The sequence below is a fragment of the Alcaligenes aquatilis genome, from assembly GCF_003076515.1.
Taxonomy (GTDB): Bacteria; Pseudomonadota; Gammaproteobacteria; order Burkholderiales; family Burkholderiaceae_B; genus Alcaligenes; species Alcaligenes aquatilis.
Genome location: NZ_CP022390.1, coordinates 3,806,989 through 3,825,942, shown reverse-complemented (window position 1 = coordinate 3,825,942; position 18,954 = coordinate 3,806,989). Strand labels below are relative to the sequence as shown.

General features: G+C 54.6%; 19 protein-coding genes and 1 other RNA gene. 10 read left to right on the top strand and 10 right to left on the bottom strand.

Features of this window, described 5'->3' with window-relative positions; genetic code table 11:
• Positions 1–41: 41 nt before the first annotated feature.
• The 6 genes from azu to CA948_RS17445 all read right to left on the bottom strand — a co-directional run bounded on the left by azu (position 42) and on the right by CA948_RS17445 (position 6,054).
• Positions 42–488 carry an azurin gene (gene azu / locus CA948_RS17470; protein WP_094198186.1) on the bottom strand — a complete coding sequence of 149 codons (447 nt, stop codon included), beginning with the start codon at positions 486–488 and terminating at the stop codon, positions 42–44.
• Positions 489–743: 255 nt separating this feature from the next.
• Positions 744–1,379 carry a LysE family translocator gene (locus CA948_RS17465; RefSeq protein WP_108728659.1) on the bottom strand — a complete coding sequence of 212 codons (636 nt, stop codon included), beginning with the start codon at positions 1,377–1,379 and terminating at the stop codon, positions 744–746.
• A gap of 97 nt (positions 1,380–1,476) precedes the next feature.
• Positions 1,477–2,271, bottom strand: a complete 795-nt coding sequence (locus tag CA948_RS17460) for an AraC family transcriptional regulator (protein WP_108728658.1) — start codon at positions 2,269–2,271, stop codon at positions 1,477–1,479.
• Positions 2,261–4,228, bottom strand: coding sequence for a CHASE2 and HATPase_c domain-containing protein (locus CA948_RS17455; protein ID WP_234354362.1), 1,968 nt, complete (start codon positions 4,226–4,228; stop codon positions 2,261–2,263). Before CA948_RS17455 ends, CA948_RS17460 begins: the two co-directional genes overlap by 11 nt.
• A gap of 19 nt (positions 4,229–4,247) precedes the next feature.
• A complete protein-coding gene (locus CA948_RS17450) occupies positions 4,248–5,339 on the bottom strand; it encodes a FecR family protein (RefSeq protein WP_094198183.1) in 1,092 nt (363 codons plus the stop codon).
• A 10-nt stretch (positions 5,340–5,349) separates the two neighbouring features.
• Positions 5,350–6,054: a response regulator transcription factor gene (locus tag CA948_RS17445; protein ID WP_094198182.1), complete on the bottom strand. Its 705-nt coding sequence runs from the start codon at positions 6,052–6,054 to the stop codon at positions 5,350–5,352.
• 420 nt (positions 6,055–6,474) lie between these two features.
• On the opposite strand from CA948_RS17445, the gene rpsL reads away from it, so the two are divergent.
• From rpsL to CA948_RS17405, 8 genes are all read left to right on the top strand, one after another.
• Positions 6,475–6,846 carry a 30S ribosomal protein S12 gene (gene rpsL, locus CA948_RS17440; protein ID WP_042489490.1) on the top strand — a complete coding sequence of 124 codons (372 nt, stop codon included), beginning with the start codon at positions 6,475–6,477 and terminating at the stop codon, positions 6,844–6,846.
• 139 nt (positions 6,847–6,985) lie between these two features.
• Positions 6,986–7,456 carry a 30S ribosomal protein S7 gene (gene rpsG / locus CA948_RS17435; RefSeq protein ID WP_094198181.1) on the top strand — a complete coding sequence of 157 codons (471 nt, stop codon included), beginning with the start codon at positions 6,986–6,988 and terminating at the stop codon, positions 7,454–7,456.
• A gap of 17 nt (positions 7,457–7,473) precedes the next feature.
• Entirely contained in the window at positions 7,474–9,576 is a 2,103-nt protein-coding gene (gene fusA, locus CA948_RS17430; RefSeq protein WP_108728657.1) for an elongation factor G, read from the top strand.
• A 77-nt stretch (positions 9,577–9,653) separates the two neighbouring features.
• Entirely contained in the window at positions 9,654–10,655 is a 1,002-nt protein-coding gene (locus CA948_RS17425) for an elongation factor Tu (RefSeq protein ID WP_420866718.1), read from the top strand.
• A gap of 1,367 nt (positions 10,656–12,022) precedes the next feature.
• Positions 12,023–12,988, top strand: coding sequence for a sulfurtransferase (locus tag CA948_RS17415; RefSeq protein ID WP_094197538.1), 966 nt, complete (start codon positions 12,023–12,025; stop codon positions 12,986–12,988).
• Positions 12,989–12,999: 11 nt separating this feature from the next.
• Positions 13,000–14,106, top strand: a complete 1,107-nt coding sequence (locus CA948_RS17410) for a YeeE/YedE family protein (RefSeq protein WP_094197539.1) — start codon at positions 13,000–13,002, stop codon at positions 14,104–14,106.
• Between the two features lie 11 nt (positions 14,107–14,117).
• Positions 14,118–14,282 carry a hypothetical protein gene (locus tag CA948_RS17720; RefSeq protein WP_199827835.1) on the top strand — a complete coding sequence of 55 codons (165 nt, stop codon included), beginning with the start codon at positions 14,118–14,120 and terminating at the stop codon, positions 14,280–14,282.
• A gap of 228 nt (positions 14,283–14,510) precedes the next feature.
• Positions 14,511–15,491: a hypothetical protein gene (locus tag CA948_RS17405; protein ID WP_108728655.1), complete on the top strand. Its 981-nt coding sequence runs from the start codon at positions 14,511–14,513 to the stop codon at positions 15,489–15,491.
• On the opposite strand, the gene msrA is transcribed toward CA948_RS17405, so the two are convergent.
• Positions 15,488–16,018 (bottom strand): peptide-methionine (S)-S-oxide reductase MsrA, encoded by a 531-nt coding sequence (gene msrA, locus CA948_RS17400; protein WP_108728654.1) that lies wholly within the window; start codon positions 16,016–16,018, stop codon positions 15,488–15,490. The genes CA948_RS17405 and msrA overlap by 4 nt on opposite strands.
• A 323-nt stretch (positions 16,019–16,341) precedes the next feature.
• On the opposite strand from msrA, the gene lgt reads away from it, so the two are divergent.
• Positions 16,342–17,139, top strand: coding sequence for a prolipoprotein diacylglyceryl transferase (gene lgt, locus CA948_RS17390; protein ID WP_094197541.1), 798 nt, complete (start codon positions 16,342–16,344; stop codon positions 17,137–17,139).
• 53 nt (positions 17,140–17,192) lie between these two features.
• Here lgt and ssrS read toward each other — a convergent pair.
• The 3 genes from ssrS to CA948_RS17375 all read right to left on the bottom strand — a co-directional run bounded on the left by ssrS (position 17,193) and on the right by CA948_RS17375 (position 18,149).
• A non-coding RNA gene (gene ssrS, locus CA948_RS17385) (6S RNA) lies at positions 17,193–17,376 on the bottom strand.
• Positions 17,377–17,429: 53 nt separating this feature from the next.
• Entirely contained in the window at positions 17,430–17,741 is a 312-nt protein-coding gene (locus tag CA948_RS17380; protein WP_094197542.1) for a cell division protein ZapA, read from the bottom strand.
• A 3-nt stretch (positions 17,742–17,744) separates the two neighbouring features.
• On the bottom strand, positions 17,745–18,149 hold the full coding sequence (locus tag CA948_RS17375; protein WP_035273300.1) for a hypothetical protein: 405 nt from the start codon (positions 18,147–18,149) through the stop codon (positions 17,745–17,747).
• 340 nt (positions 18,150–18,489) lie between these two features.
• On the opposite strand from CA948_RS17375, the gene CA948_RS17370 reads away from it, so the two are divergent.
• Positions 18,490–18,948 carry a tripartite tricarboxylate transporter TctB family protein gene (locus CA948_RS17370; RefSeq protein WP_094197543.1) on the top strand — a complete coding sequence of 153 codons (459 nt, stop codon included), beginning with the start codon at positions 18,490–18,492 and terminating at the stop codon, positions 18,946–18,948.
• The last annotated feature ends 6 nt before the right edge of the window (positions 18,949–18,954 follow it).

Genomic DNA, 18,954 nt, shown 5'->3' with positions numbered 1-18,954 from the left:
GGGTTTTTTTATGGCCGTCTGGCGGCTACAAGCGGATGCGCTTAGCTACCCAGCTTGATTTCGCCAGTCATGATGCTCCAGTGACCTGGGAAGGAGCAAAAGAAGGCGTAGTCTTCGCCGGCTTTCAGCTTGGATACATCAAAGGTCACGGAGGTGCTTTCGCCACCACCGATCACGTCAGTGTGGGCGATAACGCGCTCGTCACCGGCTTTAACGTAGTTGTTGTCCAGACCGGCTTTCATGCCATCGGTAGCAACTGCGCTTTCATCGGATTTTTTCGAGATCACGACGTTGTGGCCCATGGCTGCTTTGGGCAACTTGCCGGTGTGTTTCAGATTAATCGTGAATTCCTTGCATGTCTTGTCAACAACGATGCTCTTGGTGTTGAACTGCATGGAGTCATTGCCTTCGATGGTAACGTCGCAAGCAGCAAAAGCAGGCACGCTGGCCAATCCAAGAACGGCTGTGAAAGCAAGTTTGGCAAACATTCTAATAACTCCTTGAAAACTGACAAAAAAAGGAACGGGACACGGGGGTGTTGTTCCGGTCTTACAGCATAGACTGTAGCGCACTAAAGGTGCTTAACAAAACATAGACCCGGACTATTTTAACGGCTTATAGCGCCCCGTCCGAACCCGCGAATGATTTGTTTTCTCATCGTTTGATGTGGCTCTAACAGCCTCACTCTATCGCCTTCGGGCAGCTTGACGACAGCGCAGACTAGGTATCGCTTTTCGGCATATTCAGCCCCCATTCAGATGCTGGAGAACGTTCAACAGTGCGGCCACCGCAAGCAGACACAGCAGTAGTCCACAAAGCTGTTCGATACGGGGCAAATACTTTTTTATGCCTTGCTGCCAGCGAGGATGCCCGATCAGAACAGTAATGAACAAATCCCAGAGCAAAACAATAAAAAACATCCATAGGCCCAGCAGTATCTGTAGACCTGTACTGGCGCGACTGCTGGCCAGTACCGAGGCCAGGCTGGCGTAAAACAGCGCGTTCTTGGGATTGAGCAGCCCGGAGAGCAGTCCCAGCAGGGCATGGTGCCACCAGCCGCCTGCACAAGCGCCAGATGCACTGATCTGTTGCTGGTTGTTGTGACGGGCCGTCTGCAGGAATTTCATGCCTAAGTACAGCAGATATAGCCCCCCGGCACCCTGAAGCAATAGAAAGAGGGGGCTGCTGGTACTCATCCGGGCAAAGCCTGTTAGCGCCAAGCTGATGTAAATGCCATTGGCTAAGGCCACTCCAGCGCAAACGCCACTTGCCACCCGCCGGCCATGGGCCAAGGTGCTGCGTGCAATCAGGAAGAAGTCTGGGCCGGGGGAGAGCAAGGCCAAGAAATGGGTGCCGGCAATCAGCAAGAACAAAGACACAGCAGTAGCTCCTGGACAAAACGGCAGTGTGACCAGAAGGTTGGGAGTCGTATTGAATAAAAGTGCGCACGCAAACGGTCAGGGCGCCGGGCGTGTTCTAGCCTCGGTATTGACCTGGGGTAACGCCGGTGTAGTGCTTGAATACGCGTTGAAAGTGGCTTTGATCCGAAAAACCGAGGCGATAAGCAATATCAGCCAGCTCCTCACCTTGTTTCAAGGCGTCCCGAGCCAGATTGACGCGTTGGTTCAGTTGCCAGCGTTGCGGAGTCAGGCCGGTATGGCGACGAAAGGCGCGGATCAGTTGGTAGCGGCTGAAGCCTGTTTCCTGAGCCAGCTCGTGCAGGGGAATAGTGCTTAGTTGACCGTCAATCCAGCGATCCAGGTTTTTTTGCAAAACAGGGCTAGGTGGTGGAGCCGGTGCCAAGAGCTGGCCGTGAGCTGGCCAATAGTGGAGCAAAAATTCGATCAGCGCTGCTTCTTTGTTTAGTACGGGAGCGGCTGAAAACAAAAGGGCGTTCAACTCACAGTAGGCCGCATAAAGCAGCGGTTCGTGGCTAACACGAATAGGTTCCTGGGCCTTGAGACTGAGTCCCGTACTTTCTTGCCAAAGCTGCTCCAGCCATATCGCGTCCAGATGCAGCATTTGATAGCTCCAGGATTGATCCGGCAGGGGATTGCACGCGTGGCTGCGGTGCGCGGGTACAAGAACAAGAGAGCCTGGCGTAAGCTCAATGGGGCCATCGGGTGCGCCTGTAAAGATGCTGCTGCCGCTGTCAACAGCACCAATCGAGTAGGTGGGGTGGCTGTGCTCCAGGTAGCATGTACGGCTGTCACAGGCGCGTCGGCTTTCTACATAGGGCAGGGCCTTGTTGCGCCAGAATTCAGTCTTCATCGCAGACATCAATCGTGGCCAGGGAGACGATAAAGGTACAGCCCTGCTCGTTGGTGCTGTCCAGCACAATATCCCCACCGTGTTTGTTGATGACGGTTTTTACAAAGGCCAAACCCAGCCCACTGCCCGAAGGCGCGCCAGCGGCGTTCTCATGGGCGCGGTGATAGGGCTCGAAAATAGTGGCCTGATTTTCTGCCGGAATACCCCAGCCCTGGTCCTTGACCAACACCTGCACTGTTTTTTTATCCAGAACCAGGTCTATATCAATCTGATTGCCGTCCGGCCCATACTTGATGGCATTTTGAATCAGGTTGGTAAAGGCACGGCGCAGCATGGGGGCGTTACCGTTCACCCAGACCAGCTCTGAGTCATTCAGATTCAGGCTGATGGAGCGTTTGCTGGCACTGGCCCAGGCATCGTCCACACAGTCTGCCAGCAGATCGGACAGGGCCAGGGGACTGAGTACCATCTCCATCGCCTCAGCCCGTGCCAGACTGATGAAGTTATCCACCAGTTCCAGTGTTTGTTCGGCATAGCCTTCCATCTTATGCAGGAACTGATCGGGTGCCAGCTTGCTGTCATCCTGGCGTTGCAAGCTGGTCAGCGCCAGGATGGAGTTCTGGGGAGCCCGCATATCATGCGAAATAAAGCGCAAGGTCTCTTCACGCTTGGTTTGAGCCTGGCGCAGCAGATCGATGGATGTGTGTAGCTGGGTCAGGCGATGGGGCAGGTTACGTGCATTTAAGCCAGACAAGCGTTCGTTCAATGCGGTTCTGACATCGGGGTATTCCAGCTGCAGCTTGTTCAGTTCCTCAGTGACTTGATTCAAGGCGGCTTCCTGACTGCGCCAATGCCAAAGTGGATAGGCCAGCAGTATGGTTATCAGACTGGCTAGCGGCGGAATCCACAGATTGAAGCCATGCATGGCGATCCAGTTCACCAGCAAAATCGCAATGACCAGCCCAATCAAGCTTAGCAAGGTCGCACGTGGAGACAGGTAGATCAGAACCTGACAAGCCAGCAATACTGGCAGGCAGCTTGCCAAGGCAATCAACCAGGCTGGTGGCGTGCGTATCCATTCATTACTGCGTACTGCTTGCAGGGTATTGGCCAGAATTTCGACGCCAGACATGCTGCTCATACCGGCTTTGGACAATGGAGTAGGGAAGGTATCGCCCAGTCCACTGCCCCAGGAGCCGACCAGCACATATTTGTCCTTGAAGAAGGAGGGCGGAATATCGCCGTTAAGGACATTGAAGTAAGGCACGATCTGGAAATGACCGCTGCGACCCAAAAAGGGAATGTGAGGAGTGTCCGTCTTGCTGGCGCTCAGGGCTTGCAAGGCCAAATCCGTGTCGTCACCGGCCAGCAACATCGCAATCGTAAAGTGTGGCAGAACTCGGTCCGAGGGGGTAATTCGTTGCAAGGCGACACGACGTACGACGCCATCCGGATCAGGTTCGATATTGATATAGCCCGATGCCTTGGCCGCCTTGCTGAGCAGGGGAATAGCGGTATGCACAGCATCACGCTGAACGTCGTAGATAAGCGGCAGGACAACGCGCCCATGATGGCGAATGGCCTCGGATAGGGCAAGGTCATCATCTGGGTAGGCGGGATTGGGTTCCTGAAAGACCAGGTCTATGCCCACCGCGCGTGCTTGCTCAAGGCGGCCCAGCAGTTGTGCATGGCTGATACGTCGCCAGGGCCAAAAACCCAGATTGGCAATGCTGTAGTCGTCAATGGCGACGATGACAATGTCCGGGGGGGCGGCCTGTGGAATTGCTGCCGCCATGGTGAAGTCGTAAATCAGGTTGTTCAGCTTGCCCAGCGCGAAGTCATCACGCAGGGAGCTGAACAACAAGGTCAGCAGCACCAGCAAGCCCGAAACCAGATGCCATTCCTTCCGAATTCGGTCAGACAGTAGCTTACTGTTTCTGGGGGCCGGGCTGTTCATGGCGTACGCCGTTCAGGCTTTAGAACTGAGACAGCAAGATGGGGTCGCCAAAATTGTTGGCTACGGCCTGGCCGTCCGAGCTGGTCAGGCTGGCAGCGCCTTCAAAGCTTTCGATCGTGTCCGGACCCATCAGGCCGTGGCGGTCAATGGCACGTACGGTGACGTAGTAGGTGCCGGGACGCGAAGCACTGAATTGGATATCGGTCTCGGTCGTGATGGCCCGCGACAACAGCTTGGCACCTTGGGGGTCGGTGGAGGTCTGAACCAGATAGGCTTGGGCACCGGGCACAGCCTGAATCGTGCTGCTCCATTGGCCGCCGCGACGCTCGGGCGTGGAGATCTGCGGAGCAGGCAACAAAGACGCCAGTGCCAGGATATTGCCGTCTGTTCCCACAGCGGCACCTTGGTTCTGTTTCAGGGCGGTGGGGGTGCTGCGTTGCTGCGTTCCTAACTCTGCGCGGCCGTCCAGCACTTCGCTGTGTGCCATGCCTTGCTGTGTACGCACACGCAACTCTGTACCCCTTACGCCGGTAATGCTGACGGGAGTGCGAACCTCAAAGCGACCTACGCCGGTCTTTTCCGGGGATACGCGCGATTCCACATCGCCATCATCCAGGGCGATGATCGAGTCGGTCAGGCCTGTACCCTCAAAGGCACGCATTCGGGTCACGCTCAAGGAGGCCTGGGCGGGCACACTCAGTTGGCTGCCGTCCTGTAGCTCCAGCGTCAAGTAACCATTACTGCCTGTGCGGATCAGATCCCCCTCTTGCAAATGAGTGGTTCCTGCGCCCAGTGTTTGACCGTTAACCAGAATCTGGCCGGCTTGGTGCGTAATCCGGGCGGGGGCGGCCACTTCCGGAATCATGCGAAACGGGATGTGCAGCTCTTTGCCAATGGGCAGACGATAAGGGTCATCCACCGCATTCAAACGCTGGATTTCGGACCAGTTCCGGCTTTGGCGTGTGTATGTCTGGGAAATATCAAGCAAAGTGTCACCGGACATCACTTTGTAGACAAAGTTCTCGCCACGTGCTCCGGAAGGTTGGGCTGACACGACGCCGCCCCAAAGCAGGCCGCAAACAAGAGGAGCGGCGATACGCAAAGTAATCATAGGAAGTGAGCTAGCAAGGGTCGGTCAAAAGTTCAAGGCGATAGCCAAGGGCGTAGGACGCTGTCAGGCGTACCCCGTTTTCGGGGCGCAGTTGAAGTTTACGTCGTATGTTGGACAGATGAGTATCCAGCGTACGGGACGTGGCCGGAATTTCCCGGTTCCACACTGCGGAGCTTAAAACATCGCGTGAGAACAGGCGGCCGGGGTTACGAAACAGCAAAAGGGCTAGTTCAAACTCTTTGGGCGCCAGAGTGACGGTTTCACCATCCAGCACAATATGACCTTGTTCAGGAAAAATATCATAGCCGGCAAACGAGAAGCGGCTGTCCTGAATGGCCGAAGTGTTCAAATCCATACGCCGGACAGCGGCATTGACGCGCGCAACCAGCTCTCCCTTGCGTACGGGCTTACTAATATAGTCGTCGGCTCCGGCCTGCAAACCCGTGACCAGATCCTCTTCCTGGGTACGGCTGGTCAAGAATAGAACCGGCAGAGCATGACCTAGTGTGGTGCGAACCCAACGCAACACATCCAGGCCGCTGACATCGGGCAGTTCCCAATCCAGTAGCAATAAGCCGAAATCATGTGGCTTGGCCAGAGCAGCCAGCAGGTCTTTTCCTTGATGAAAGGAGCGACACTCATAGCCAGCCTCGGTCAAGATCCGGGCAATCAGTTCAGCCTGGACGAGGTCGTCTTCCAGGGAAGCGATGATCATGGGCATTGTCCTTGTCGCAGAAGTGCAATAGCCCTGCAGTATAACGATATGTAGATAGCGAGTGACCAAGTGCTTCCATGCGTGTGCCGTGACAACGGGAAACCGCCGGATTGGTGTCCAAATCGTTGACCTATAAGGGTTTACTGTGGTAAATTTTAGAGCTTACTTTAAGGATCCTTTGCCGGTACACCTTGCAGTAATTTGATGGCAGCCCTGAATTTAGGGGCTGCGGGCACTTTTTGAGTGCTTGAAATCAAGCCCAAGCCATGTGCAAGACCGCTCTTTTTCGTGTTTTATGGGGAGTGGTATTGCGCAATGCCGCTTCCGGTACAGGGTTTCAAAACCCGCCAACTGGACGGCGTTTTTCAAAACACATACGTCAACCAGTACGTAAAGTACGTTATAGGATACGTAAAGGTCATGCCAACCATTAGCCAGCTCGTGCGTAAACCGCGCGAAGTCAGCCGCGTTAGCAGCAAGAGCCCTGCGCTCGAGAACTGCCCACAGCGCCGCGGTGTTTGCACCCGTGTATACACCACGACCCCCAAGAAGCCTAACTCCGCTCTGCGTAAAGTCGCCAAAGTGCGTCTGACCAACGGCTTCGAAGTTATTTCTTACATCGGTGGTGAAGGCCACAACCTGCAAGAGCACTCGGTCGTTCTCGTCCGTGGTGGTCGTGTCAAAGACTTGCCAGGTGTGCGTTACCACATCGTTCGCGGTGCTCTTGACCTGCAAGGCGTCAAGGACCGTAAACAGTCCCGCTCCAAGTACGGCGCCAAGCGTCCCAAGTAATCCATGTATCCATCGATCAGTTCACTGATCTGGATCCGTGCAACCGTGGCCGTTGCGCCATGGTAGGTAAGTGGTCATTTGTCATGAATGGCCGAGACCGCGAAAAGCGGTTCAACTGAATAGTCACAAGGAAATTAAAATGCCTCGCCGTCGCGAAGTACCCAAACGTGAAATCCTACCTGACCCAAAATTTGGCAGCGTTGAGCTGGCCAAATTCATGAACGTGGTCATGCTGTCCGGCAAGAAAGCTGTTGCCGAACGTATTGTTTATGGCGCGCTGGACCAAATTGCGCAGAAAACCGGCAAAGATCCGCTCGAAGTGTTTAATGCTGCCATCAATAATGTAAAACCTGTTGTTGAAGTTAAGAGCCGCCGTGTTGGTGGTGCTAACTACCAGGTACCTGTCGAAGTACGCCCTGTCCGTCGTCTGGCTCTGGCCATGCGCTGGGTGCGTGAATCCGCCAAGAAGCGCGGTGAAAAATCGATGGACTTGCGCCTGGCCGGCGAATTGTCCGATGCGGCTGAAGGCCGTGGCGGTGCAATGAAAAAGCGTGAAGACACGCACAAGATGGCCGATGCTAACAAAGCATTCAGCCATTTCCGTTGGTAATCTGAGGACATATAATCATGGCCCGCAAAACCCCCATTCAGCGCTACCGCAATATCGGTATCTCGGCTCACATCGACGCCGGGAAAACGACCACTACCGAGCGCATCCTGTTCTACACCGGTGTGAACCACAAGCTGGGCGAAACCCACGAAGGTTCGGCCACCATGGACTGGATGGAGCAAGAGCAAGAGCGCGGGATCACCATTACCTCGGCTGCTACCACTGCTTTCTGGCGTGGTATGGCGGGCAATTACCCAGAACACCGTATCAACATCATTGATACCCCCGGTCACGTTGACTTCACCATTGAAGTTGAGCGTTCCATGCGCGTGCTGGACGGCGCTTGCATGGTGTACTGCGCGGTGGGTGGTGTTCAGCCTCAGTCGGAAACCGTATGGCGTCAAGCCAACAAATACGGCGTGCCTCGTCTGGCTTTCATCAACAAGATGGACCGTACTGGCGCTAACTTCTTCAAGGTTTACGACCAGCTCAAGCTGCGTCTGAAAGCTCACCCCGTGCCTGTCGTTATCCCGATCGGTGCTGAAGACGGCTTCCAGGGCGTGGTTGACCTGATCAAGATGAAAGCAATCATCTGGGATCAAGCCAGCAACGGTGTGAAGTTTGACTACACCGACATTCCTGCCGAGCTGCAAGCTTCGGCTGAAGAATGGCGCGAAAAAATGCTCGAGTCGGCTGCTGAAGCCAGCGAAGACCTGATGAACAAGTACCTGGAAAATGGTGACCTCTCCGAAGAGGACATCAACCTGGGTCTGCGTACACGTACCATTGCCTGCGAAATTCAGCCAATGCTGTGCGGTACCGCGTTCAAGAACAAAGGTGTACAGCGCATGCTGGACGCCGTGATCGACTACCTGCCATCGCCAGTGGATATTCCACCTGTCGAAGGTTCGGATGACGACGGTAACGTTATTCATCGTAAAGCCAACGACGAAGAGCCTATGTCTGCTCTGGCGTTCAAGCTGATGACTGACCCCTTTGTTGGTCAATTGACCTTCGTGCGCGTTTACTCGGGCGTTCTGCGTTCGGGCGACACGGTCTACAACCCTATCAAGGGCAAAAAAGAACGTATCGGCCGTATCTTGCAGATGCACGCAAACAACCGTGCCGAACTGAAAGAGCTGGTTGCCGGTGACATCGCTTCCGTGGTGGGCCTGAAAGACGTGACCACAGGTGAAACCCTGTGTGACGCCAGCCAGCACATCATTCTGGAGCGCATGGAGTTCCCGGAGCCCGTGATTTCGCAGGCAGTGGAACCAAAAACCAAGTCCGACCAGGAAAAAATGGGCGTGGCCTTGTCCCGTCTGGCTCAGGAAGATCCTTCTTTCCGCGTCAGCAGCGACGAAGAATCCGGCCAGACCATTATTTCCGGTATGGGCGAGCTGCACCTGGAAGTTCTGGTAGACCGCATGCGTCGTGAATTCGGCGTGGAAGCCAACGTGGGCAAACCACAAGTGGCTTACCGCGAAACCATCCGCAAGACTTGCGACGAAATTGAAGGTAAATTCGTCAAACAGTCCGGTGGTCGTGGTCAGTACGGTCACGTTGTCCTCAAGCTGGAGCCCCTGGAAGCAGGCGGCGGCTTTGAGTTCGTTGACGCCATCAAGGGCGGTGTGGTTCCTCGCGAATTCATTCCTGCTGTTGAAAAAGGTATCCGCGAAACGCTGTCTTCGGGTGTGGTTGCCGGTTACCCAGTGGTGGATGTCAAAGCTACGCTGTTCTTCGGTTCGTACCACGATGTGGACTCGAACGAAAACGCCTTCCGTATGGCCGCTTCGATGGCCTTCAAGGATGGTATGCGCAAGGCTTCCCCAGTTCTGCTGGAGCCAACCATGGCTGTTGAGGTTGAGACTCCTGAGGAATACGCCGGTACAGTGATGGGTGACTTGTCTTCCCGTCGCGGTATGGTGCAGGGTATGGACGATATGGTTGGTGGTGGCAAGGTCATCAAGGCCGAGGTTCCTCTGGCCGAGATGTTCGGTTACTCGACCAGCCTGCGTTCGCAAACACAAGGTCGTGCTACGTACACGATGGAATTCAAGCAATATGCTGAAGCTCCAAAGAACGTGGCTGACGAAGTGATCAGCGCTCGCGGTAAGTAATAGCAATATCAGCCCGCCTTATGGCGGGCTGCTCAACAATTTTTTTGTTTTCCTGTAAAACATAATTGGGATAAATCATGGCAAAAGGTAAGTTTGAACGGACTAAACCGCACGTCAACGTCGGTACTATCGGTCACGTTGACCACGGTAAAACCACTCTGACCGCTGCAATCTGCACGGTTCTGTCCAAGGCATACGGCGGCGAAGCACGCGATTACTCGCAGATCGACAACGCCCCTGAAGAAAAAGCACGTGGTATCACCATCAGCACCTCGCACGTTGAGTACGAGACGCCTAACCGTCACTACGCACACGTTGACTGCCCCGGCCACGCTGACTACGTCAAGAACATGATTACGGGTGCTGCCCAGATGGACGGCGCTATCTTGGTTTGCTCGGCCGCTGATGGTCCAATGCCCCAGACTCGCGAGCACATTCTGCTGAGCCGTCAGGTTGGCGTTCCTTACATCATCGTGTTCCTGAACAAGGCCGACATGGTTGATGACGAAGAGCTGATCGAACTGGTTGAAATGGAAGTTCGCGAGCTGTTGTCCAAGTACGACTTCCCAGGCGACGACACCCCGATCATCAAGGGTTCGGCCAAACTGGCTCTGGAAGGCGACGAAGGCCCATTGGGCAGCCAAGCCGTTCTGGCTCTGGCCGAGGCGCTGGACAACTACATTCCTACGCCTGAGCGTGCCGTTGACGGTACTTTCTTGATGCCTGTTGAAGACGTGTTCTCGATCTCTGGCCGTGGTACGGTTGTGACCGGTCGTATTGAGCGCGGCATCATCAAGGTTGGCGAAGAAATCGAAATCGTGGGTATCAAAGACACGGTCAGAGCAGAACCTAGAACTTTAACACAGAATTTTCTGATTTGTCAAGCTCCGGATTTTACACCGTGTCAGTTACCTGACCAGTCATTCAAGCTTCGGTGCGGGCCTCTTGGCCAAGGCGGTGAAACTTGCCTAACTGCTCTCTGCGGCGCTTCCGGGAAAACCCTGTGTGTGCTGCAGCGAGAAAAGAACTATAGCACGATGATTTTCGGCCTTGCAAGCCTTTTCATAGGAAAAAGTTAGACGAATTGAACCAAAAACCTTTAAACCCATGAATTATAAGAGAAACTATTTTTAAGCATTTTAGATCCTACCTACCAGACAACTGAAGGTTTCTCATTTAACCCCGTTTCAAGAGGAGGCTCACTATGTGCCCTGTGCGCCCTTAGACGCAAATCCTAGACTAAACCGCTATTTTTCGCGTGAAAAATCGTCATATACTCTTCAGCCCCTCAACACCCCCTCTTATATATAAAGGGGAATCGAGGACTCTCCCCAATATAGTCGCCAGTCCTTGTACTTGCTTGCTTGCTTGCTTGCTTGCTTGCTTGCTTGCTTGCTTGCCTGCCTGCCTGCCTGCCTGCTGGCTGGCTGGCTGGCTGGCTGGCTGGCTGGCTGGCTGGCTGGCTGTCTGTCTGGCTGGCTGGCTGGCTGGCGTCACACTTAGATGGGTAGACCAATAAAGGAGCGGCAACAAGAGCACAGCATCAGCCTTTCGCCCCCAATCAATAGTGTCTCTATATAGATAGAGAGTTGAGAGGCCTTCAAAGATGGAGCACGATGCAGGGCTGTTAGCCACTCGGAGCCCCGGGACAGGGTATTGGGGCGAGTCAGACGACTTGCCGCAGTCGGAGTCACCATCGGGGATGCAAGCAGTCTGCTGTTTGAGCCCAACGCTTGTGATTGGTCCGCGGGACCAATTACTGGGCGAGTTCAGACTGCGCCCCGATGGTGACTCCGACAAGGGGACCGGCGCGAAGCGCCGGCAAGTAGTCCGCCCCAACACCCTGTCCCGGGGCTTCGAGTAGCGACCTACGTAGAGCGGCTGGAACAACGAACGCCACCCTCTATATAGCCAGGCCTTTCATCACTGCGACTCTACTCTCTATATATAGATAGGAGACGGGCCTCTCCAAGAGGTAAACCAATCCTCTCCCCCTCTATACCTCTATACCTCTATACCTCTATACCCTTCAGTATCCCTCCGAGTCTCAGTCTCTTTGCCTTTGATACGTCGAATCTTAGAACCTTTGGGTCTCTAAGTCTGCATCCATGAGAACACCAAACACATCATCCCATCCTCTCTTGTAGAGACAGCCCTGCCTTCTCTCACCTATACAACCGCCTCTCTACAGATACGCTCTTGTTATATAGAAAGCAAAAACACACTTGCCTGAGAGATAGACACAACCACAGAGACACAAGCCCACCTAACGCAGAGCGGCAAGCAAAGCCTTCCTCCTCTCTCCTCTATATATAGAGACACCCTCTTACACCCACAAGCAATAAGCTAATCCCCAATTCATTGTTATTTTCTGTTCCTGTGTTCATTACCATTCCTTATGCACTTAAACCTCTAAGCAGGACCCTGCTTACTCAAGAGAGTAATAATGATCAAACCTATCCTCATCTCCCTGGCATTTGCATTCAGCACGGTTCTGGCACCGACTGCCAGCGCAGAGCCAAGCACACCCGAAACGGCAGCCAAACCAGCCGCCTTGATCTCGGCTGCCGACCTGGCCACCAAACTGGATCAAAACAATCTGCGCGTTCTAGATATCCGCACAGACAAAGAATATGCAGCGGGCCACGTGCCTGGTGCCGTTCACACCCCTTATGGCGCCTATCGCGGCCCAGCAGATAACGCAGGTGCCTTGCGCTCCGAAGCCGACCTGTCCGCCTTGTTCAGCAAAGCCGGTATTTCCAAAGACAGCTACGTTGTCGTCACCTACGCAGGCGCCAACCCCACAGACTTTGGCGCCGCTGCGCGCGTATATTGGACATTGAAAGCGGGTGGTCTGACTCAGTTATCCGTTCTGGATGGCGGCTTGCAAGCCTGGGAAGCAGAAGGCAAGCCCCTGAGCAAAGACACTCCCACTGTCACCCCTACCGAATTTAGCTACCACTACAACAAAGACATGGTAGTCAGCACGCAAGAAGTCGCGGACTACATCAAGAATGGCCAAGCCCCCATTTTGCTGGACGCGCGCCCAACTGAATTCTTCAAAGGCGAAAAACGCGTTGACGCCGCCGCCCGCTACGGCACCTTGCCCGGTGCACGTGAACTGGACTTCAACAGCTTCTTTCGCAGCGACAAACCTGTCCTGAAAGACACCGGTGAGCTCGTCAAGATCGTCAAAGAACAAGGTCTGGATAACAAACCCACCGTTTCGTTCTGCAATACCGGTCACTGGGCTGCTACGAACTGGTTTGTATTGTCCGAACTGGCAGGTAACCCCAACGTGAAGCTTTACCCCGAATCCGTCGTGGAATGGAGCCGCAGCAGCTTGCCCATGGACAACCAGCCCTCCCGCTTCGAGGTTCTGAAACTCGATGCCAAGCGCGCCGTTAACTAAAGAAATCGATCATGCTTTATCTGACTAGACTGGGCTTTATCCTGGCCAGCCTGGCCCTCATTGTCGGGGTCGCTCTGGTAGGTGGACTGCGCCAAGGCTTGCTTGCCTTATTAGGGATTGGCTTTGGCGCCGTGCTGCAAGGAGCCCGTTTCGGTTTCACGACCGGCTGGCGCAACTATATCGAGCGTCGCGACCCTCAGGGTATCTGGGCACAAATGCTCCTATTGGTATTGGCTGCTGCCTTCACCCTGCCGCTGATCGCTGACAGCGGCGGCGAGTTGGTCGGTGCCATTGCCCCACTGACCATCAGCCTGGTGCTGGGCGCCTTCCTGTTTGGTGCCGCTATGCAACTGGCTGACGGTTGCGGCTCCGGCACACTCTATAAAGCAGGTGCTGGCGCACCGATCTCCTTTGCGGTTCTGCCTACCTTTGCCATTGGCAGCTTTCTGGGCGCATCGCACCAACCCGGCTGGATTGCCTTGGGTGGCTTGCCTGCTATCGACCTGACTGTATCCCTGGGCTGGCCTACCGCCTTGCTGATTACCGTCCTGGGCTGCGCAGCCGTATCCTGGTTCGTAGGCCGGGGCGCACGCCGCCATCAAAAAGAACACAACAGCGCACCTGCCAAATGGGAAATGCGCTGGTGGATGGGCGCCTTGCTGCTGGCCGTGCTGTACGCCATTCACATGATTGTTGCTGGCCAACCTTGGGGCATCGTCTACGGTATTGGCCTGTGGGGAGCAAAAGTATTCTCGGCGCTGGGCTGGACGCCCGTTGGCGACGCATTCTGGGGCGTGGCTCCCCATGCTCAACGTCTGGCAGAGCCTGTTCTGGCTGACGTTACCTCCGTCACCAACTTTGGTTTGATTCTGGGCGCAATGGCCGCTTCGCGCTGGAACCATCCTGCCAATTTCAAATCGCCCAATGCCCGTACCTTGTGGGTAGGCGCGATTGCCGGTTTGGTCATGGGCTACAGTGCCCGTATGGCCTTCGGATGTAATGTGGGCGCATTCCTGGGAGGCATCGCCTCGGCCAGCATACATGGCTGGGTCTGGTTTGCACTGGCCTTTGCCGGGTCCATCATAGGCGTGCGCATTCGTCGTCGCGTTAATCCTTGAGTCGCACCACCATGAGCAAAACTACTTTCCGCCTTATCACCACTACCTTCTGGCTGGCCGTTGTCTTGTTAGTTGTCATGGACAGCCTGCAGGACTACCCCTACCGTCCCGAACCCGCTCCCATTGCCTGGGGTAGCGGACAAGCCGCCAGTGGCGGTCACTGCTCGGGTCGATAGCTAGGGCCTACTCGGTCTGCAACGCCCCTGATGGGAGAAAACCAGGCAGCCTCACTTGGCTGCACCGGGTTTCACCGTCAGGGGTTTTCTTTTGGATGAGGGAACACACATCCGCTTGTAGCGGCAAACCGACAGCCCACATCGCCCACCCCACGCAAGCGCCAGGGCACGACAAAGCAAGCACTGGGCCATGCTAGCATCAGTCAGACTTCTCAACCTTCTGCTGTCATGCTGAACTTTCTTCGCACCACACTTAGCCGCAGCCTGCGCATGTTTTATACCGTTGCACGCATCATGGTTCCCATCATGATTGCGGTGCGTATTGCGGCGCAGTTGGGCTTGATCGAACAAGTAGGCACACTGATCGGCCCCGTCATGGCGCTGGTCGGCTTACCGCCTGAAGCCGGTATCGTATGGGCTACCACCGCCCTGGCCGGTATTTACGCAGGCATAGGATCGATGGCAGCGTTGGGCGACAGCTTGAGTTTCAACGTGGCCCAGATCAGCGTTCTGGGCACCATGATGCTGTTTGCTCACAGTCTTCCCATGGAGCAAGCGATTGTGCGTCGAGCCGGGGCCAGTTTCTGGTTTACGGCCACGCTACGAGTAGTCTGCGCCCTGCTCTACGGCAGCCTGCTGGCCTGGGGTTTGAACAGTGCTGGGCTGTTGCAGGAACCTGTTTCGCTGGCCTGGCTTTACGGGCAATCCAATGCGACACAAGGCGGTTGGCAAGGCTGGATAGACTGGTTGTGGGGAACGGCCAGTTCACTGTTCATGACCTGGCTGATTATTCTTGGCCTGCTGTTAATCTTGTCAGTTCTGGAGAAAATCGGCTTCACCCGTTTGCTGACCCGGCTTCTGCTGCCCTTGCTGCGTTTTTCAGGCCTGGAAGAGCGGGTTGCCCCCACCACCACGATTGGTGTGTTGCTGGGCCTGAGCTACGGCGGCGCCTTGATTATTGATGAGTCCCGTCAGCAAAACTACAGTCCCAGAACGCGCTTGCTGGCCTTGTCCTGGCTGTCGTTAAGCCACTCCCTGATTGAAGACACCATTCTTATTCTGGCTCTGGGTGCCAACATCTGGGTGGTCCTGGTTGGCCGACTTATCCTGACCTTGCTCATTATTGGCCTGATGGCCCGCCTGACATTACCAGGTAGCGCCCTGTACAGACGCTACCTTGCTTCTGCTTCGCACCCTCAGGATGCTTAGCTTTTGACCAGCAGATCCTGAAAACGCTGGTAGAACTTCTTGAGCTTGGGCGCAATCACCATCTGGCAATAGGCCTGCTCGGGGTTCAAGGCAAAATAATCGTGGTGATAAACCTCGGCTTCCCAGAACGTGGAGCTGTCGAGCACATGCGTCACGATAGGCGCATCAAACTGTGATTTGATTTCTTCGATGACTTCGAAAGCCTGACGGCGCTGTTCTTCGTTTTGGCAAAAAATAGCCGACGCATACTGCGGCCCCTGGTCAGCGCCCTGACGATCCGGCGTGGTAGGGTCGTGGGTCAGGAAAAATACCTCCAGCAAATCCCGATAGGAAATGACTGAAGGGTCAAACTCCACTTTGACCACTTCAATATGGCCGGTCTGCTTGCCACAAACCTGTTCATAGGTGGGATTTTCCACATGGCCGCCACAGTATCCGGGCACCACCGACTGCACACCTCGCAGGGCCTTGAACACCCCTTCAGTGCACCAAAAGCATCCGCCACCCAATATGGCTGTTTCCTTCATGAGTTCTCCTTTGTTGACGAATTGGCTAGACCCAGCAACCAGGCTGCAATCGCTTGCGCTTATAAGGCGCTGAGCCGGTTTTGGGTGGGTATGGGAATAGCACCCCCGTTCCCCCGACTATCTTGTTGAGCACGATATCCATCAACGCTACCGTATCAGCCTTTGCCATTGGATTAAAGATCATCAATCCACAAAAACTACTAATGGTAAACGGCGGGCCAAGAGACTGAATGCAGCACGATCCTTCCCTTACAATTTACCCAGTCCTGGTCTGGGCTCGTAGTCACGCTATTATCTGATATTCATCTCTGTAATGGGCACGCATGTTAATTCACCCGCAGTTTGATCCCATCGCCATACAACTTGGACCCCTTGCCATTCATTGGTATGGCTTGATGTATTTAGTGGGCTTTGGCCTGGTTTGGCTGGCTGGCATGGCGCGTATCCGCGCGGGCTATGCCTTGCTGACCCGCAAAGACCTGGAAGACCTGATCTTTTACTGTGTTCTGGGCGTAGTAGTGGGCGGACGTCTGGGCTTTACCCTGTTATATCAACCCTCCTACTACCTGTCGCATCCGCTGGAGATTCTGTATGTCTGGCAAGGTGGCATGTCCTTTCATGGTGGTCTGATCGGGGTGCTGGTGACGATTGCACTGTTTGCTCGTAACCGCCAACGCCGTTTTCTGGAAATCAGTGATTTCCTGGCCCCCTTGATCCCACTGGGGCTGGCGGTAGGCCGCTTGGGTAACTTTATCAACGGAGAACTGTGGGGTCGTCCTAGCGATGTGCCGTGGGCAATGGTGTTCCCGCAGATGGATGCAAACCCTCGCCACCCTTCGCAGTTGTATGAGATGGCCCTGGAGGGCATTGCCCTGTTCATCTTGCTGTGGTGGTTTACGCGCCGCCCACGCGCCGTGGGCCAGGCTAGCGCCCTGTTCCTGATCGGCTACGGTTTTTTCCGCTTCATGGTGGAGTACACCCGCGAACCTGACAGCTACCTGGGTCTGCTCAGTGCTGGCTTGTCAATGGGACAGTGGTTGTCCTTGCCCATGATTGTGGCTGGGCTGGCTCTGTTTGTTTATGCCAGCAAGCGTGGCGTTACGCCTGGTAGTCAGAAATAAACAAAGCAGCAGAAAAGGAAAAAGCCCGTCCAGATCTGGACGGGCTTTTTTGTAGGTGCCCCACCATTGCCGTCAAGACCGGCATCCTGGAACCGAAGGTCCAAGATCGGCTGTCATCAAGCCAGCTTCGGGTTCGTCGACGAGGACGATCGCTCCTACTGGCTAATCCAACAACCTGTATGCCAAAAGCATTGGTTCAAGGAATGTATGGTCGTGTCACGAACACGGCAGGGACTTACTGGGATGAAGCAGCCCGCAAGGGACAACAAGGAGCTGCTTTCAAATTTGGTTTAGCGCGATGTGCCCGAAGGCTCAATAACATCATCCATCATCGCGTGCATGTCTTCAATTTTACGCTTGAAATCGCCAAAAGCAACATTAGCCAGTGGACCATCAGGTGCTTTAGCCGATAAAAACTCGCTGGCGATCTGAATAGCAGCCATAACAGCGATACGTTCGTTGCCAGAAACGCGCCCCGAACCCTTGATAGCCTGCATACGCTGGTCTACCAGTTTGACCGCTTCCAACAAGCGGGCTTTTTCAGATGGAGGACATGCCAGGGAATAATCGCGGCCCAGTAGGGAAATATCAACTCGTTCCATGACTTACTCCTGTACGGCACCGGGTAAACGCATGAGGATCGAACCGATCTGGTCACGAGCCTGCCCTGCCACATCACGCAATACGCCCATTCCTGCACGAGCACTGTCTAGCTCACGACGCAAGGCGACCACCTGGGCCTGTTCCTGCTCAAGCAGTTTTTTCAGTTCAGCCTGATCCGCTTGTGCTTGTTGCTGCACCACATCCAACTGACGCTGATGCGAAGCAACACCGGTGGAGAGGGACTCAAACTCGTCCTGTTGACGCCGATTTTGCTGGCGCAAGGCGTCCAGCTCGGCATCTTGAGTTTTCAGACGAGCTAATAATTGAGCGCGTTCAGCGTTGAGCTGACGAGATTGCTCTACCAGTTGACCGATACGGTCAGCGAGAAAGTCGAGATCTTGCAACATGGGCCTTATCGTAAACCATTGCTAGCGTTACTGGGTAGAGGAATTTCATACTAATGATAACCTTTCACCCATCTTTCCATTACCTTTCAAACTTCTTTCAAAGCATGTCATCCACCTGCGAACACGCTCCCAAAAAACCCTAATTTTCCGGATTTACCGGGAAAACCCTTAAAAACTAGGGTCAAGTCAGGGTTTTCAGTCTTCAAACGCTCCATTACCATGCGTCACCTCTGTTTAAAGCAGTCGGCACATGCAGAGTGTGGAACCCGCTCCACCATAAACAAGCTGACACAGGAAAAAGGAAAACCAATGCGCAAGGCAGACAAGGAGAATCCACCTTATGCAAATTAAAAATAAACAGGACTTCTGGTCCGGGATCATGTTCGTGGTCGTGGGCGCCGCTTTCTCGCTCGGGGCTACCAGCTACTCGATGGGAACAGCCGCCCGTATGGGACCCGGCTACTTCCCCTTCTGGCTTGGTGTATGCCTGAGCTTGCTAGGGGCGGTTGTCACCTTGAACTCATTGTCTGCCAAAGCAGAAAGCACTGAGATAGAGAAGTTTAACTGGAAAGTCGTCTTCGTTATCATCGGCGCGGTTGTCTTGTGCGGGCTGACGCTTAACTCATTAGGGGTATATGCCTCTATCTTCCTGCTTGTTGTGATCAGCAGCTTTGCCAGCCATGAGTTTAGCTGGCCGATCGCGCTGGGCGCAGCTGTATTTCTGGTGCTGTTTGTCTGGCTGGCATTCATCAAGGGCCTAGGGTTGGTATTTCCCTTGTGGCCAAGTTTTCTGGCCTGATTGGGG